Consider the following 16,944-nt stretch of genomic DNA (forward strand, 5'->3'; position numbering starts at 1 on the left):
TGCCGGGGCTGACGAGAAGCAATATCCAAACGTGTGCGAAGTGAATAAGTGTGAGCTAGTTCAAACTTGTCACCCTAAATAGATCCACCTGGTGACAGCGTGAAACCTAAATCTAACATTTTAGGCGTCACCGTTTCGCCACGAATGCGCGCCAGCAGGCGTTCCGCACCGATACGGCCCATGCGCTCACGCGGGGTCAGGACGCTTGCCAGACGCGGCTCCATGACCTGACCGATGTCGTGACCGTGGAAACCGGCAATCGCCATATCACCCGGGATCTTCAGCCCCAGACGCTGGCATTCAAAGGCGGCGCCGACCGCGAGGTCATCGTTGGTACAGAAGATGCCATCAAGCTGCGGATACTCGCGACGGGCCTGGCGCATCAGCTCAATGCCGGAGGTGTAGGAAGAAGACTGCTCTACCATCACGCTGTAGGGCGTTAAGCTCGCGTCGAGCATCGCCTGCTCGTATCCCTTCTGTTTGATGATAGTACGTTCATCCAGACGTGCGCCAAGATAGGCGACATGACGATGACCGCGGGCGATGATTGCTGCCGTCATCTGGCGGGCGGCTTCAAAGTTATCGAACCCGACGGCGATATCAAGACAGGGCGACTGGCTGTCCATCAGCTCGACCACCGGAATACCCGCCACTTCGATCATCTTCAGCGTGCGCGCGGTGTGGGTGCGTTCGGTCAGGATCAGGCCGTCAATGTTCCAGGAGAGCATCGACTCCAGACGTTCTTCTTCCAGTTCCGGTTTGTACCCATAGTGAGCGAGCATGGTCTGATAGCCAAAGGCGTCGGTGACGCTTTCGATGCCGCGGAGCACTTCCGCGAAGACCTGGTTGGTTAAGGAGGGGAGCAGGACGCCTACCGCACGGCTGGTCGCATTGGAGAGAATATCGGGAGCGCGGTTGGGGATATAACCCAGTTCATCGAGAGCAGCGGCAATCTTGCCACGTAACGCCACGGAAACCTGTTCCGGATTACGTAAGAAACGGCTGACCGTCATTTTAGTCACACCGACGCGATCGGCTACATCCTGAAGTACGGGTCTTTTCTTTTTCATCGTCCTGAGAGAAACCGGTAGTGATAGATTCCCTCAGTTTATCACGGACAAAGACCAACCTTCCCTGCCATTAGGGAAGGCTGGACAATTATTTACTCTTTAGACTGGCGGCAGGTCGAACAGCAGAATTTCAGCGGCGCTGTCGGCATGGACGGAGATCGCCTGCTCATCCCAGATGGCCAGACCATCGCTGGTGGTCGCTTTGGTGCCGTTGATGGTCACCTCGCCTTTTACCACCTGGATCCACACTTTGCGGTTCGCGGCGATCTGGTGCACGGACTGCTCGTCTTTCGCCAGCGCCCAGCGGTACAGCTCCATATCCTGATGCACTTTCAGCGAGCCGTCACGGGCATCCGGAGACAGAACCAGCTGTTTCCCCTGCTCGGCGTCAAAGCGACGCTGCTCGTAGCGCGGGGTGATGCCTTTGGCTTCCGGAATGATCCAGATCTGGTACAGACGCAGGCGGTCGGTTTTGCTTGGGTTGTATTCGGAGTGACGCACCCCGGTACCCGCACTCATAATCTGGAACTCACCCGCAGGAACCTGCTCTTTGTTACCCATGCTGTCCTGGTGCTCAACTGCGCCGTCCAGAACGTAGGTCAGGATTTCCATGTCTTTGTGCGGGTGGGTACCAAAGCCCTGGCCGGCATCGATCACGTCATCGTTAATCACTCGCAGTGCCGAGAAACCCATAAAGTTCGGGTCATAATAATCGGCAAACGAGAAGCTGTGCCATGAGTCCAGCCAACCATGATTTGCGTGACCGCGGTCGTTTGCTTTGCGTAAGAAGATCATTGTTTTTACCCTCAGTTCGTTTCGATGGAGTAAGTGTGGACGCAATCGACCCGGGATCATAGAGGGTGAAAATTGACTCCTCTATTCAAAATATCTGAACAAGAACAGAGGAGTCTTTCAGGCTTATCTGGAAAGGGTTACCGTGGCAGGTGAGGCCTGTTCAAAGGCCCGTTCAAGGATTTCCAGATTGGTCATCACTTCAATTTCCTTGACGTAATTAGGGGTACCTTTTGTCAGCGTCTCATACAGCGCATCGTAGACCTGCCCGTAGTCGCCGGTGCCCGGTTTGATCTCCTCTTTCACCGTTACGCCCACGTCGTTGACGTACTCCAGCACGCCCACGGACTCATCCGCCGCAAACCCCGGCTCGCCCGGCATGATGTTGGCCTTCAGGCTGGTCTCCTGCTGGTCGATGCCGTACTTGATAAACGAGCCTTTGGTGCCATGGACGATAAATTTCGGGTAGTCGATCTTCACCAGATAGCTGGTTTTGACGATCGCTTTCAGATCGCCATAGAACAGCTGGGCTTCGAAGGTATCGTCCGGGTTGGCTTTATTGCGCAGGCTGCGGATGTCGTAGGCCACATGGTCCGGACGGCCGAACAGGGAGATGATCTGGTCCATGGTGTGGACGCCGAGGCCATAGAAGGAGCCATCCTGCGGCAGGCCGGGTTTGGTCTCCGCCACCGGACGGTAGTAATCGAAGTGGCTTTCTACTTCGACGATTTCGCCCAGCTTACCGCTCTCAATCGCCTGTCTGGCGGTCAGGAAGCAGGTGTCAAAGCGACGGTTCTGATACGGGCTCACGGTCAGCCCTTTACTGCGAGCCAGCGCGAACAGCTCTTTCGCTTCGGCCATCGTCGGGGTGAAGGGTTTTTCCACCAGCACGTTTTTACCGGCTTCCAGGGCGCGTTTCGCGTACTCAAAGTGGCTGTCGGCGTGGGTGCAGACAATCACCAGCTTAACCTCGGGGTCGTTCAGGACCTCATCGAGATCGCTGGTGAAATGAATATGGGCGTACTGCGGGGACTGCTCTTCCGGTTTCGGGTGGCGGCGGAAGATGTGCGCCACATGCCAGCTGGCTTTACGGGTGAGAACATACGGAAGGTGATAGCGGGTGGTGCTTTTGCCAAATCCAATAAATGCGCAGTGTAGTGTCATAGTGGTTTTCCTGGCTTAGGTCTCTGCTTTCAACCATAGCGCAACCTGGCGGCGAAATATATTTCTATAACGAATCCTAAAATGGCGGTCGGAACCTTGATCCTGGCCGGAATTAACAGGATAAGGGGACGGCCAAAACCCCATGCTCGCGAAAGGAGTCGCGCTCATTTTCTATGGAAAGAAAATATCTCGCGTTAAATAGCGCACTTCTCTTCTGGCTGCTCGCGCTGGTGTCCTGGTGCTCAGGCGCCCTCTTCCTGACGTGGCTGTTCGCTGCATTGTCCTTACTGAGCTTTGGCACCTCCCTTCTACTTAATCAGGTCAAGATCATGTTTAAAAAGAGCAAAACCACCGAGACTGGAAAGCCAGACATCGCCCTTCCACCGGTGCCCGTCAGCGAAAAAGAGCCCACCGTTACGGAGAAACACGGCACCACGGTTATCGCCAGCGATGTGCGCTTTGAAGGTAATATCGTTTCCGGCGGGCACGTCTACGTTCACGGGACGCTTATCGGCAATATCGATTCCAGTGAGAGCCTGATAAAGATTATGCGTGGGGGCCAGGTGGAGGGGAACGTTACCTGTCGGGAGCTGATCGTGGATGGCAAGATCGTCGGCCAGTGCAGCAGCGATGTGATTGAGATCTGCGAGCATGGTCAGGTCACGGGCACCCTTGGCTATCGCACTCTGGCGGTTAAAAAAGGCGGTCAGTTTTCCGGCCAGGCTGAGCTTTTGCCGGCTGTCGCAGAAAAGAACAACGTGGTGGGTCTGATGAAAGAGAGCACCCCCGACCCGCTCGATCTCGTGCAGCTGCAAAAGCTTTAGGGCAAAAAAAAGCCAGCTGGAAGCTGGCTAAAATAATACTGGAAGCAATGTGAGCAATGTCGTGCTTTCAGGTTCCCGTGTCGGTTCTCCTGAATGCAGAGCAATAATAATCATTCTCATTCGCACTTGTCCACTCCTTTTTTGCAAAAAATGCTTGTTGACTCACATTTCAAACTCATGGATGTTGAAAAGGAACCTAACTGACTGAGGAAGAAGGAATGAGTGAGATAGTGATACGCCACGTTGAAGCCGCCGATGCCGAAGCTTTACGCCTGCTGAATGCCCATCCGGGGGTTTATCACGACACTCTACAGCTTCCTCATCCATCGATGGACATGTGGAAGGAACGCGTGGCCGCAAAACCGGGCAGGCGCCATCTGGTAGCCTGCCTGGACGGACAGGTTATCGGGCATCTGGTGCTGGACGTGATGGAAAATCCACGCCGCAGCCATGTCGCGACGTTCGGAATCGGAGTTTCAGCCGAGGTGCAAGGCCGCGGCGCGGGCAGCGCGTTGATGCGGGAGATGATCAACCTGTGCGACAACTGGCTGCGCATCGAGCGCATCGAGCTGACGGTGTTTGTCGACAATCCCTCTGCCATCGCCCTGTATCGTAAATACGGCTTTGTGGTGGAAGGCACCGGGAAGAAGTTCGCCCTGCGTAACGGCGAGTATGTGGATGCGCACTTTATGGCGCGCATCAGGTAAGCATTGCCGGGTGGCGGCTTCGCCTTACCCGGCCTACGGTTATGGATACCTCTCCCCATTGGGGAGAGGGAAAAGGTTTAATACCCCGCCGTCAAATCATCTACTGAACGCGGATCCGATGCCCCATACAGCGCGCCATCCGGCCCGACCATAATGCTCTGGGTGCTGCCCATCGCCTCTTTCACCACCACTTTTTGCCCGCGCTGCTCCAGCAGTTTCAGGGTGTCCGGACTAAAGCCCTTCTCCACCCGTAGCTCATCCGGCAGCCACTGGTGATGGAAGCGCGGCGCGTTGGTGGCCTCTGCCACGTTCATCCCGTAATCGATGCTGTTGACCACCATCTGCAGCACGGTGGTGATAATGCGGCTGCCGCCTGGGCTGCCGGTCACCAGCCAGGTTTTGCCATCTTTCACCACGATGGTCGGTGACATCGACGACAGCGGACGCTTCTTCGGCCCGACGGCGTTGGCATCCCCGCCCACCAGCCCGTAGACGTTCGGCACGCCCGGTTTGGCGGAGAAGTCGTCCATCTCGTTGTTGAGCAGAATACCGCTGTTACCTGCCACGATCCCGGTACCAAAGGTGGTGTTGAGCGTATAGGTCACCGCCACCGCGTTACCGTCTTTATCCACCACCGAGAAGTGGGTGGTCTGGTTGCTCTCGTACGGCGCCAGTTTGCCCGGGCGGATCTCGCTAGAGGGTTTGGCTTTGTTGATATCGATCTGGTCAGCCAGGGTTTTGGCATAGGCTTTATTGGTCAGCGCCTGCCACGGCACCTTGACGAAATCCGGGTCACCCAGATACTCCGAGCGGTCAGCGTAGGCATATTTTTCCGCCTCGGCCATCACCTGCATGGTATCGGCACTGCCGAAACCAAACTTATGCAGATCGAAGTTCTCGAGGATGTTGAGGATCTGCACGATGTGGATCCCGCCGGAAGACGGCGGCGGCATGGAGTAGACCTGATACCCGCGATAGTCCCCGCTAATCGGCGTGCGCTCCACGGCTTTGTACTCCGCGAGATCGGCTTTGGTGATCAGCCCGCCGTTCTTGCTCATCTCTTCGGCAATCTGGTCGGCAATGACCCCTTTATAGAAGGCGTCCGGGCCGTTCTCGGCAATCATCTCCAGACTTTTGGCGAGGTTGGTCTGCACCAGCTTGTCACCCTTCTTCAGCGGCTCGCCCTCCTTCCAGAAGATCGCTTTGCTGCTCTCATGGTTAGGGAGCACTTCACTGCCGTAGGTTTTCAGATCGTCGGCCAGGGCGTCGTTGACCTCAAAACCGTCGCGCGCCAGCTTGATGGCCGGCTGGACCACTTTGTTCAGCGGCAGGGTGCCGTACTTATCCAGCGCCAGCGAGAAGCCCGCAACCGTACCCGGTGTGCCGGTCGCCAGATGGGAGGTGAGGGATTTTTTACTGTCGGCGTTGCCCTGCTCGTCGAGGAACATGTCGCGCGTGGCCTGGGAGGGGGCCATTTCACGGAAGTCGATCGCCGTGGTCACGCCATCTTTGGTACGCAGCATCATAAAACCGCCGCCGCCGAGGTTACCCGCCTGCGGGTGCGTCACTGCCAGCGCATAGCCGACCGCCACCGCCGCATCCACCGCATTACCGCCCTGTTTGAGGATATCCACCCCTACCTGGGTGGCGAGGGCATCCACCGAAGAGACCATCCCCTTCTGCGCCCGCACGGGATGGAACACATCTTCTTCCACGCCGTAGGAGACCGGGGGCGCGGCAGGCGGATTCGCTGCCACGCAAAACGTACCGCCTGCCGTCAGGGCAGCAATCGCTACCCAGCGTAAAAACGTTGGTTTCATCATTGTTATTCTCCAGGTACAGGGACTCATGCTCCCGCTTAAGCCTGGTTCATAACTCTTAAAAAATCATCGTAGTGCAGGATCGGAGGTAAACTTAAAGGAGGCCTCAGAAGGAGGGAGTAACAATGAAACGACTGATTCTTGTTGCGGCGTTACTGCCGTTTGCCGTGCTCGCGCAGCCCATCAACACCCTGAACAACCCCAACCAGCCGGGCTATCAAAACCCCAGCCAGCAGCGGATGCAAAATCAGATGATGATCCAGCAGCAGCAACAGACAGGGATGCTCAATCAGCAGCTGCAGACGCAGACCCGCGTCCAGCAGCAGCATCTGCAAACGCAGATGAACAACAACACCCTGCGGGTTCAGCAGAGCCAGCCGGGCGTGCAGGTTCTGCCTAACACCAGCGGCGGGATGCTCAGCGGCGTAGAGTCTTCGGGCGGTGTGCAGCAGCAACATATGCTGCCGCAGCAGCAGAACGGCTCTATGCTGAATAACCCTTAGGGCTGGAAGTCCGGGCCTATCAGGGCTATCGCATCGGTACAGATACAATCCACGCCCCAACGCAGCAGCTCCGCTGCCCGCTGGGGCTGGTTGACGGTATAGACCAGGATATGCAGGCCAGCGGCCTTAATTGCCTTCACCCGCGCCTCATCCAGCAGACGATGGTTGAGATGAAGCGACACGCAGCCCAGCCGGGTGGTTAGCTCGCGCCAGTCTTCACGCCACTCATCCAGCAGTAAACCACGCGGCAGCTCGGGTGCTGCTACCTGCGCCGCTTCCAGGGCGTCGATCTCAAAGGATGACAGTAGCGGTGCGGTCATGCCTTCCCACAGCTCACGTGCCGCCAGCGCAATCACTTTGCCGGTGAGCGGTCCCGTGCCGGTGGTCGGCTTGATTTCGATATTGGCCATCATCCTTAGCTTCCGGCAGCGGTCGGCCACTTCAGCCAGCAGCGGCAAAGGCTCGCCTTTGAACTCCCCGCTGAACCAGCTTCCGGCATCCACCTTCAGCAGATCGCGCCACGGCAGTTCACCCGCCACGCCCCAGCCGTTGCTGGTGCGCTCGAGGTTGTCATCGTGCAGAAGGAAGATCTCCCCGTCCTGCGACAGTTTGGCGTCGAATTCGATCATGGTGTGGCCGTAGCGCGCACCGACGTCAATCGCCGCCAGGGTGTTCTCCGGTGCCAGTTTACCGCCGCCACGGTGGGCGACGATGTGGGGATAAGGCCAGTAACTCATACACGTTGTCCTGTTTCGCCATCGAATAAATGCAGATGATTTTCCGGCAGATGCAACCACAGCGTGCTGCCCGCTTTCGGGCGCTCCTGATGCGACATACGCACCACCAGCTTCTGCTCGCCCCAGCGTCCGTGCGCCAGGTTATCGGCACCCAGCATCTCGAGGGTATCCATTACCAGCGGCACCCCGCCTTCCGACTGGGAGCTTAGCGCAATATGTTCCGGGCGGATACCCAGCGTCATTTTGCGTCCGGCATAGCCGCGATAGAACCAGTTGATCGGCAGCGCCATGCCGCTCTCCAGTTCAAAATGGGTCCCCGCGGCGCTGATGCGCCCCTCCAGCAGGTTCATTGCCGGGCTACCGATAAAGCTCGCCACAAAGCGGCTGGCGGGCTTTTCATACACCTCCACCGGGGTGCCAATCTGCTCGGCAATGCCTTTGTTCATCACCATCACCCGCTGGGCGAGGGTCATGGCTTCCACCTGATCGTGGGTGACGTAGAGTGAAGTCGTTTTCAGGCGACGGTGCAGGTGCTGCAGCTCGAGGCGCATCTGCACGCGCAGTTTGGCATCGAGATTAGAGAGCGGTTCATCGAACAGGAACACCGCCGGATCGCGCACGATGGCGCGGCCCATCGCCACGCGCTGACGCTGGCCACCGGAGAGCTCGCGCGGGCGGCGCTTCAGCAGACCATCCAGCTCCAGAATGCGCGCCGCCTCTTTGACGCGCTCGTCGATATGGCTTTTGCCCATGCCGCGGATTTTCAGCCCCCAGGCCATGTTCTCCTCCACGCTCATGTGCGGATAGAGGGCGTAGTTCTGGAACACCATCGCAATCCCGCGGTCTTTCGGCTCCATCTCGGTGACGCGCTGGCGGTCAATCCAGATATCCCCGGACGTTACGCGCTCCAGCCCCGCCACCATCCGCAGCAGGGTGGATTTGCCGCAGCCGGACGGGCCGACCATCACGATAAATTCCCCGTCCGCCACGTCGAGCGTTAACGGCTGAATGACCTGGGTTTTGCCATCCCAGCTTTTGGTGACTGCCTGTAATTTTAAACCTGCCATTTTATTTCTCGCTATCGACCAGGCCGCGGACAAACGCACGCTGCATGGCTAAAACAATGACTACGGGAGGGATAAGGGTGAGCAGCATCGCCGCCATCACCTGGTTCCAGAGGGTGGTGCCTTCGCCGGTTGAAATCATCCCTTTGATGCCCGCCACGGCGGTGCCGAGATTGACGTCCTGGACAATCAGCAGCGGCCACAGATACTGGTTCCAGCCGTAGATAAAGGTGATAACAAACAGCGCCGCGAGGTTGGTTTTCGACAGCGGCAGCACGATGTCGCGGAAAAAGCGCATCGGCGAGGCACCGTCGATACGCGCCGCCTCAATCAGCTCGTCCGGCAGGGTCATAAAGAACTGACGGAACAGGAAAGTGGCGGTGGCCGAGGCCATCAGCGGCAGGGTTAACCCCGCATAGCTGTCGAGCATCCCGAGGTTGGCGATCACCTCCACCGTCGGGAAGATACGCACCTCCACAGGCAGCATCAGGGTGATAAAGATCATCCAGAAGAACAGGTTGCGCAGCGGAAAGCGGAACCAGACGATGGCAAACGCCGACAGCATCGACACCGTGATTTTGCCCACCGTGATGCCGAACGCCATGATGAAGCTGTTGAGCATCATCAGCCAGAACGGGGCGCTGTTAACGCCGACGCCCTGGGTCCAGATGGTCGCCATGTTCTCAAAGAGATGCCCGCCCGGGACCAGCGTCATCGGGGTTTCAAAGATGGCGTTGCGATCCAGCGTGGCGGCGACGAAGGCCACGTACAGCGGGAACAGGATGACGATGATGCCCAAAATCAGCATGGTATGGCTGAAAATCGTCAGCCCGCGACGGTTCTCAATCATTGGTAGCGCACCTTACTTTCGACATAGCGGAACTGCACCACCGTGAGGATGATGACGAGGAACATCAGCACCACCGACTGGGCGGCAGAGGCCGAGAGATCCAGACCGGCAAAACCTTCGCGATAGATCTTGTAGATAAGCGTGGTGGTGGCCTGTACCGGGCCGCCGGCGGTGGCGGCGTCGATCACCGGGAAGGTGTCGAAGAAGGCGTAGACCAGGTTGACCACCAGCAGGAAGAAACTCACCGGGGCGATCAGCGGCAGCGCCAGCCTGAAGAAGCGGCGGACCGGGCCTGCGCCGTCAATCGCCGCGGCTTCTACCAGCGAGCGCGGAATGGACTGCAGCGCGGCAAAGAAGAACAGGAAGTTGTAGCTGATCTGCTTCCACACCGAGGCGAAGACCACCAGGAACATCGCCTGACCGCTATTCTGGGCATGGTTCCAGTCATAGCCGAACTCGCCAAGGAAATGGGTGATCAGTCCGCGCCCCGGGTTAAACAGGAAGATCCACAGCACGGCGGCGACCGCCGGCGCTACGGCATAGGGCAGCAGCATCAGGGTTTGATACAGACGGCTGCCGCGCACCACGTAATCCACCAGCGCGGCGAAAAACAGCGAGGCGAGAAGACCGCTGACGGTGACCAGGGTGCTGAATTTGATCGTCGTCCAGAAGGCATCGAGATAGTAGCTGTCGTGCCACAGGGCGGCGAAGTTATCCAGGCCGACGAACTGGCTGGAGAGCCCGAACGGATCGACGCTCTGTACCGAGTACCACAGCGCTTCGCCCGCAGGCCAGATAAAGAAGATGACGGTGATGACCAGTTGCGGCGCGACCAGCAGGTACGGCAGCCAACGGGAACGGAACACCGGACGGGAAGATGACATGGGGATTGAGTTCCTGAACAGCGCCGGATGGCGCTACGCTTATCCGGCCTACAGGTTCGCGTAGGCCGGGTAAGGCGAAGCCGCCACCCGGCATTTCACATTACGATTTGGTCGACTGCTCAAAGCGGCGCAGCAGTTGGTTGCCACGCTCTACTGCAGCATCCAGTGCCTGCTGTGGGGATTTCTTACCGGTCCACACGCTCTCCAGCTCTTCATCCACGATGGTACGGATTTGCGGCATGTTGCCCAGGCGCAGGCCTTTGGTGTACGGCAACGGTGGCTTGTTCAGCATCTGGCGCGTGGCGATGTCTGCGCCCGGGTTTTTGTCGTAGAAGCCCTGCTCGCGGGTCAGGTCATACGCGGCTTTGGTGATCGGCAGATAGCCGGTCTTCTGGTGCCATTCGGCTGCGTTTTCCGGTTTTGCCAGGAAGTCGAGGAACTCCGCTACGCCCTTATAGGTGTCCTTGTCTTTACCCTGCATCACCCACAGGCTGGCCCCGCCGATGATGGCGTTCTGCGGCGCGCCTTTCGAGTCGGCATCGTACGGCATCATGCCCACGCCGTAGTTGAATTTGGCGTAGTGGCGGATATCCGCCAGCGAGCCGGAAGAGGCGGTGGTAATCGCGCAATCGCCGCTGTAGAACTTCTCGGTAGATTCGTCTTTACGCCCGAAGTAGCTGAAATCGCCCTTCTTGTTCAGCTCCTGCAACAGAGCGATATGCTTCACCTGCTCCGGCTTGTTGAATTCCAGTACCGCATTGGTGCCGTTGAAACCGTTGTTCTCAGTGGCGACCGGCTGGCCATGCCAGGCGCTGAAGTTCTCGATCTGGATCCAGCCCTGCCAGCCGCTGGCGTAGCCGCACTTCATCCCCGCCGCTTTCAGCTTCGCGGTGTACTCGGCCAGATCCTGCCAGGTTTTTGGCGGCTGCTCAGGATCTAAACCGGCTTTTTTGAAGGCGTCTTTGTTGTAGTACAGCACCGGGGTGGAGCTGTTAAACGGCTGAGAGAGCAGATGGCCGGATTTGGAATCGGTGTAGTAACCGGAGACGGTCGGCACGAATTGGGATTCGTCGAAGTTGATGCCCGCGTCCTTAAACACTTCATAGACCGGCTTGATGGCTTTAGAGGCCATCATAGTGGCGGTGCCAACTTCGTAAACCTGTAACAGCGCCGGGGCGTTGCCGGTACGGAATGCGGCGATACCCGCGCTCAGGCTCTGCTCGTAGTTGCCTTTGTACACCGGCACAATTTTGTAATCCGGATGGGTGTCGTTGAAACGTTGCGCCAGGGAGTCAACTTCTTTACCCAACTCCCCTTCCATGGAATGCCAGAACGGAATAGTGGTGACGGCCATTGCGTTAGTCGCAAAAACCAGACCCATTGCCAGACCCAAAGCTGTGTGTCGTAACGATGTCATTGTCATCTCTCTTATTGTGCCGGATGCGCGATATCACGCGTTTTGTGCTCGCGAGGTAACATGACATGCTCGAATTACAGAAAAATAACCGTTTGTTTACAGAGATATGACAGCAGGAGGTCAGAGGGATGATGGAAATATGAAGGGGATGTGCGGCAAAAAAAGCCAGGTGGCGGCTTCGCCTTACCCGGCCTACGTATGGCACGCTGTTGTAGGCCCGGTAAGCGTAGCGCCGCCGGGCAACACAGACGGCTCAACCGCCTAAATACGCACTCCGCACCGCTTCGTTCGCCAGCAGCGCGTCACCGGTGTCTTCCAGCACCACGCGGCCATTCTCCAGCACGTAGCCGCGATCCGCGAGCTTCAGCGCCTGGTTGGCGTTCTGCTCCACGAGGAAGATGGTCATCCCTTCGCTACGCAGCTGTTCGATGGTGTCGAAGATCTGCTGGATGATGATCGGCGCCAGCCCGAGCGAAGGTTCGTCGAGCAGCAGCAGACGCGGCTGGCTCATCAGCGCGCGGCCGATAGCCAGCATCTGCTGTTCCCCGCCGGACATGGTGCCTGCCCGCTGAATACGGCGCTCAAACAGGCGCGGGAAGAGATCGTAGACGCGCTTGATGCGGGTCTGGAACTGCTCGCGCTCGGCAAAGAAGCCGCCCATCGCCAGGTTCTCTTCTACCGTCATACGCGAGAAGACGCGACGCCCTTCCGGGACTATCGCCACCGCTTCGCGCATGATTTTCGCCGTCTGCCAGTCGGTAATGTCTTTACCATCAAAGACGATACGTCCGCTGGTGGCGCGCGGATCGCCGCACAGGGTACCGAGCAGCGTGGTTTTCCCCGCGCCGTTAGCCCCGATCAGGGTGACGATTTCACCCTGATTGATGTGCAGGCTGACGTCGTGCAGGGCCTGGATCTTGCCGTAATGCGCATTGACCTTGTCGAACGTTAACATCGCTTTTTCCATCTTATGCCTCACCAAGGTATGCGCGGATCACGTCCGGGTTGTTGCGAATCTCTTCCGGCGTACCGTTCGCCAGCGGCGTGCCCTGGTTCACCACGTAGATGCGGTCAGAAATGCCCATCACCAGTTTCATATCATGCTCAATCAGCAGGATGGTGGTGTCGTGATGGTCACGCAGTTCGACGATCAGCTCGTCCAGCTCTTTGGTCTCTTTCGGGTTCAGCCCCGCCGCCGGTTCGTCGAGCATCAGGATCTCCGGCTGCGTTACCATGCAGCGGATAATCTCCAGACGACGCTGATCGCCGTAGGCCAGGTTGCTGGCCTGACGGTTGGCGTGCTGCAGCAGGCCGATACGGTCGAGCCAGGTGGCGGCGCGATCCAATGCTTCGTCCTGCGCCCGGCGAAACGCCGGGGTTTTCAGCAGGCCGGCGAAGAGCCCGGTTTTCAACTGCTGATGCTGCGCCACCAGCAGGTTCTCAATTACCGTCATCTCGCGGAACAGACGCACGTGCTGGAAGGTACGCACCACGCCCATGCGGGCAATCTGCTGGCCCGGTAAGCCTTCGAGGTGCTGATCGCGCAGCATGATGGTACCGCCCGTCGGCTTGTAGAAACCGGTCAGACAGTTAAAGACCGTGGTTTTACCGGCACCGTTCGGGCCGATCAGGGAGACAATCTCTTTCTGGTGCAGATCCAGCGAGACGTTGTTGACCGCCAGCAGGCCGCCAAAACGCATCATCAGGCCGTTAACGGATAATAATGGCTGACTCATGCCTGCTCTCCTTTCGCTTGCCCGTTTTTCAGTTTCAGCTGTGGACGGGTCATCGGCAGCAAGCCCTGCGGACGCCAGATCATCATCAGTACCATCAAACCACCCAGCATCAGCATGCTGTATTCGTTAAAGTCACGCATCAGCTCACGGGAGACCACCAGCAGGACAGCCGCGAGAATCACCGCGAACTGCGAGCCCATCCCGCCGAGCACTACAATCGCCAGCACGAAAGCTGACTCCGCAAAGGTGAAGGATTCCGGGCTGACAAAGCCCTGACGCGCGGCAAACAGGGTTCCGGCGAAACCGGCAAACGCGGCGCTGATGGTAAAGGCGGTCAGCTTGATGCGGGTCGGGTTCAGGCCCAGGGAGCGACAGGCGATCTCATCTTCACGCAGCGCTTCCCACGCACGGCCCAGCGGCATGCGCAGCAGACGGTTAATCACGAACAGGGTGATGACCACCAGCAGCAGCGCCACCAGATAGAGCCAGATCACGCGGTCGGACGGGTCGTACTTGATACCAAAGAAGTTGCTGAAGGTGTCCCAGCCGCCTTCACGCGCGGAACGGCTGAACTCCAGGCCGAAGAAGGTCGGTTTCGGGATCTGGCTGATACCGTTCGGGCCGCCGGTCACTTCGGTATTGTTGAGCAGCAGGATACGGACGATTTCACCGAAGCCTAAGGTCACAATCGCCAGATAGTCGCCGCGCAGACGCAGCACCGGGAAACCAAGCAGGAAACCGGCGGCAGCAGAGACCAGCCCCGCCAGCGGCAGACAGGTCCAGAAGCCGAGACCGTAATAGTGGTTCAGCAGGGCGAAGGTGTAAGCGCCGATGGCGTAGAAGCCGCCGTAGCCCAGCACCAGCAGGCCGGACAGGCCCACCACCACGTTCAGACCGAGGCCGAGGATCACGTAAATCATGGTCAGGGTGGCGATATCCACCGTGCCACGGGAGACCACGAACGGCCAGGCCACGGCAGCCACCAGCAGCGCCACCAGGAACAGCTTCTGTTTGACGGTCGAGCCGTCAATCGCTGGCAGGACAAACTTCGGCCCGGAGACGCTTTTCAGTGTCTTCTGGAACACCGGACGCAGCAGCTGGAAGAAGAAGACCACCGCGGTGCCGACAAAGACCCACTGCCAGCGGATATCCGACGCGGAATCCACTACCAGCTTAGTGCCGCTCAGCTCCAGCTGAACGCCCATAAAGACGGCCGCCAGGATAAAGAACATCGCCGCTGAGAGCAGCGCCATGGCAAAATGCATCGGTTTCATACTTTCTCTACCTCCGGACGACCCAGAATACCGGTAGGCATGACCAGCAGAACCAGAATCAGCAGGGCAAACGACACCACGTCTTTATATTCGGTACTCAGGTACGCAGAGGAGAGCGCTTCGGCCACGCCGAGGATCAGGCCGCCGATCATGGCACCTGGAATACTGCCGATCCCGCCCAGCACCGCTGCGGTAAAGGCTTTCATCCCGGCCATAAAGCCGATGTACGGGTTGATTACGCCGTAGAACTGACCGAGGAGCACGCCAGCCACCGCCGCCATCGCCGCACCAATCACGAAGGTCAGGGCAATCACGCGGTCGGTGTTGATACCCAGCAGGCTCGCCATCTTCAGGTCTTCCGCGCAGGCGCGACAGGCGCGGCCCATGCGGGAGTAGCGGATGAAAAGGGTCAGCGCCAGCATGGCGAGGAAGGTGACAATCCAGATCACCAGCTGCATGGTGGTGATCGACGCCGAGAAGTTCTCGCTGGCCCCGACAATCCACTGGCCGTTGAACAGGCTTGGCAGCGCCACGTCGCGTGAGCCTTCGGTCAGGCTGACGTAGTTTTGCAGGAAGATGGACATCCCGATGGCGGAGATCAGCGCGATCAGGCGCTTGGAGCTGCGCACGGGCCGGTAGGCCACGCGTTCGATGCTCCAGCCGTAGGCACTCGCAATTACAATCGCGCCGACAAACCCGGCAGCCACCAGCAGCCAGCTGCTGTCGATGCCCATCATCATCAGCGCGGCGATAATCATAAAGGAGACATAGCTGCCGATCATGTACACCTCGCCGTGGGCGAAGTTGATCATGCCGATAATGCCGTACACCATCGTATAGCCGATGGCGATCAGTGCATAGGTGCTTCCCAGCGTGACGCCGTTAAACATCTGCTGCAAAAAATAGAGAAACTGCTCGGACATAAGATAACCTTTCTATTCCCGCCCGGTCCTGCCGGGCGGTGGGATAATGATTATTTGGCGACCGAGGATGAACCGTCGGCGTGCCACTTAAAGACACCAAACTCAAATCCCTTCAGATCGCCTTTCTCGTCCCAGTTCAGCGGCCCAATCACGGTGTCAGCCCCGTGTGCTTTTAAATCTTTAATCAGATCCTGCGGTTCTTTGCTGCCGGTACGATCCATGGCGGTCGCCAGAGACTGCACGGCGGCATAGGTGATCCACACGTATGGACCACTCGCGTCTTTCTTCTCCGCTTTCAGGGCATCGACGATAGCAGCGTTGGCCGGATCCTGGTCATAGCGTTTTGGCATTGTCACCAGCATGCCTTCGCCCGCGTCGCCCGCGATGTTCGACAGCGAGGCGTTACCCACCCCTTCCGGGCCCATAAACTGGGTTTTCAGGCCGACAGCACGGGCCTGGCGCAGCATCTGGCCCATTTCCGGGTAGTAGCCGCCGTAGTAAACGAAGTCGATGTTCTCTTTCTGCAGACGCGCCAGCAGCGCCGAGAAGTCTTTCTCGCCCGCAGTGATGCCGTCGAAGAAGACGACGTTCGCGCCGCCTTTTTTCAGGCCGTCCTGCACCGAGCGAGCCAGCCCTTCACCGTACTGCTGCTTATCGTGAATGATAGCGATGCGCTGCGGCTTGACGGTTTCGATGATGTATTTCGCCGCGGTGGGTCCCTGGGAGGAGTCAAGACCGGCGGTACGCATGATGTACTGATAGCCGCGCTGGGTCAGTTCAGGGTTAGTAGCGCCCGGCGTGATCATCAGGATGCCTTCGTCTTCATAGATGTCGGACGCAGGCTGGGTAGAGGACGAGCAGAGATGGCCAATCACATACTGAATGCCATCGTTAACAATTTTGTTGGCGACGGCGACGGCTTGTTTCGGGTCACAGGCATCGTCATATTCCACGCCGACCAGTTTGTCACCCTTAATGCCGCCTTTGGCGTTGATGTCCTTAATGGCCTGGCGCGCGCCGTTGAACTCCATATCGCCCCACTGGGCAACAGGGCCGGATAACGCCCCTACCACGGCAACTTTAATATCTTCCGCCATAGCTGACTGCGAAATCGCCAGTGCAACCATCCCCGCGACTAATGTTTTCGCGTTCATTCTCATCCAGGAATCCCCATTCGTG

Annotated in this window: 17 protein-coding genes; 3 read left to right on the forward strand and 14 right to left on the reverse strand. The window is 58.3% G+C overall.

Going from position 1 to position 16,944, the window contains the following annotated elements; translation table 11 throughout:
* Window positions 1-74: 74 nt before the first annotated feature.
* From gntR to ACP4QI_RS20785, 3 genes are all read right to left on the reverse strand, one after another.
* Window positions 75-1,070: a gluconate operon transcriptional repressor GntR gene (gntR, locus tag ACP4QI_RS20775; protein ID WP_142487410.1), complete on the reverse strand. Its 996-nt coding sequence runs from the start codon at window positions 1,068-1,070 to the stop codon at window positions 75-77.
* A gap of 99 nt (window positions 1,071-1,169) precedes the next feature.
* Window positions 1,170-1,865, reverse strand: a complete 696-nt coding sequence (locus ACP4QI_RS20780) for a pirin family protein (RefSeq protein WP_142487411.1) — start codon at window positions 1,863-1,865, stop codon at window positions 1,170-1,172.
* A 123-nt stretch (window positions 1,866-1,988) separates the two neighbouring features.
* Window positions 1,989-3,026 (reverse strand): oxidoreductase, encoded by a 1,038-nt coding sequence (locus ACP4QI_RS20785; protein WP_426495871.1) that lies wholly within the window; start codon window positions 3,024-3,026, stop codon window positions 1,989-1,991.
* 173 nt (window positions 3,027-3,199) lie between these two features.
* Between ACP4QI_RS20785 and ACP4QI_RS20790 the strand changes: the two genes are divergently transcribed.
* Entirely contained in the window at window positions 3,200-3,850 is a 651-nt protein-coding gene (locus tag ACP4QI_RS20790; RefSeq protein ID WP_285126405.1) for a bactofilin family protein, read from the forward strand.
* A gap of 218 nt (window positions 3,851-4,068) precedes the next feature.
* Window positions 4,069-4,557: an N-acetyltransferase gene (yhhY, locus tag ACP4QI_RS20795; RefSeq protein ID WP_426495872.1), complete on the forward strand. Its 489-nt coding sequence runs from the start codon at window positions 4,069-4,071 to the stop codon at window positions 4,555-4,557.
* 77 nt (window positions 4,558-4,634) lie between these two features.
* On the opposite strand, the gene ggt is transcribed toward yhhY, so the two are convergent.
* Entirely contained in the window at window positions 4,635-6,380 is a 1,746-nt protein-coding gene (ggt, locus tag ACP4QI_RS20800) for a gamma-glutamyltransferase (RefSeq protein ID WP_185902394.1), read from the reverse strand.
* A gap of 122 nt (window positions 6,381-6,502) precedes the next feature.
* Between ggt and ACP4QI_RS20805 the strand changes: the two genes are divergently transcribed.
* Window positions 6,503-6,880 carry a DUF2756 family protein gene (locus ACP4QI_RS20805; protein ID WP_106995241.1) on the forward strand — a complete coding sequence of 126 codons (378 nt, stop codon included), beginning with the start codon at window positions 6,503-6,505 and terminating at the stop codon, window positions 6,878-6,880.
* On the opposite strand, the gene ugpQ is transcribed toward ACP4QI_RS20805, so the two are convergent.
* The 10 genes from ugpQ to livK form a co-directional block, all read right to left on the reverse strand.
* A complete protein-coding gene (gene ugpQ, locus ACP4QI_RS20810; RefSeq protein ID WP_156264800.1) occupies window positions 6,877-7,617 on the reverse strand; it encodes a glycerophosphodiester phosphodiesterase in 741 nt (246 codons plus the stop codon). The two genes, ACP4QI_RS20805 and ugpQ, sit on opposite strands and share 4 nt — an antisense overlap.
* Window positions 7,614-8,684 carry a sn-glycerol-3-phosphate import ATP-binding protein UgpC gene (locus ACP4QI_RS20815; RefSeq protein ID WP_142487416.1) on the reverse strand — a complete coding sequence of 357 codons (1,071 nt, stop codon included), beginning with the start codon at window positions 8,682-8,684 and terminating at the stop codon, window positions 7,614-7,616. Before ACP4QI_RS20815 ends, ugpQ begins: the two co-directional genes overlap by 4 nt.
* Before the next feature lies 1 nt (window position 8,685).
* Window positions 8,686-9,531 (reverse strand): sn-glycerol-3-phosphate ABC transporter permease UgpE, encoded by an 846-nt coding sequence (gene ugpE / locus ACP4QI_RS20820; protein ID WP_142487417.1) that lies wholly within the window; start codon window positions 9,529-9,531, stop codon window positions 8,686-8,688.
* Window positions 9,528-10,415, reverse strand: a complete 888-nt coding sequence (gene ugpA, locus ACP4QI_RS20825) for a sn-glycerol-3-phosphate ABC transporter permease UgpA (RefSeq protein ID WP_142487418.1) — start codon at window positions 10,413-10,415, stop codon at window positions 9,528-9,530. Before ugpA ends, ugpE begins: the two co-directional genes overlap by 4 nt.
* A 100-nt stretch (window positions 10,416-10,515) precedes the next feature.
* A complete protein-coding gene (gene ugpB / locus ACP4QI_RS20830; RefSeq protein WP_285129046.1) occupies window positions 10,516-11,832 on the reverse strand; it encodes a sn-glycerol-3-phosphate ABC transporter substrate-binding protein UgpB in 1,317 nt (438 codons plus the stop codon).
* A gap of 253 nt (window positions 11,833-12,085) precedes the next feature.
* Window positions 12,086-12,799, reverse strand: a complete 714-nt coding sequence (gene livF, locus ACP4QI_RS20835) for a high-affinity branched-chain amino acid ABC transporter ATP-binding protein LivF (protein ID WP_156264803.1) — start codon at window positions 12,797-12,799, stop codon at window positions 12,086-12,088.
* Between the two features lies 1 nt (window position 12,800).
* On the reverse strand, window positions 12,801-13,568 hold the full coding sequence (livG, locus tag ACP4QI_RS20840; protein ID WP_142487422.1) for a high-affinity branched-chain amino acid ABC transporter ATP-binding protein LivG: 768 nt from the start codon (window positions 13,566-13,568) through the stop codon (window positions 12,801-12,803).
* A complete protein-coding gene (locus ACP4QI_RS20845; RefSeq protein ID WP_231313505.1) occupies window positions 13,565-14,842 on the reverse strand; it encodes a high-affinity branched-chain amino acid ABC transporter permease LivM in 1,278 nt (425 codons plus the stop codon). The genes livG and ACP4QI_RS20845 overlap by 4 nt, the downstream gene beginning before the upstream one ends.
* A complete protein-coding gene (gene livH, locus ACP4QI_RS20850) occupies window positions 14,839-15,765 on the reverse strand; it encodes a high-affinity branched-chain amino acid ABC transporter permease LivH (RefSeq protein WP_039032510.1) in 927 nt (308 codons plus the stop codon). The genes ACP4QI_RS20845 and livH overlap by 4 nt, the downstream gene beginning before the upstream one ends.
* A gap of 50 nt (window positions 15,766-15,815) precedes the next feature.
* Window positions 15,816-16,925: a high-affinity branched-chain amino acid ABC transporter substrate-binding protein LivK gene (gene livK / locus ACP4QI_RS20855; RefSeq protein WP_142487424.1), complete on the reverse strand. Its 1,110-nt coding sequence runs from the start codon at window positions 16,923-16,925 to the stop codon at window positions 15,816-15,818.
* Window positions 16,926-16,944: the final 19 nt, after the last annotated feature.

The sequence above is a fragment of the Leclercia sp. TB492 genome, from assembly GCF_049974505.2.
In the GTDB taxonomy this organism is placed as follows: Bacteria; Pseudomonadota; Gammaproteobacteria; order Enterobacterales; family Enterobacteriaceae; genus Enterobacter; species Enterobacter adecarboxylatus_C.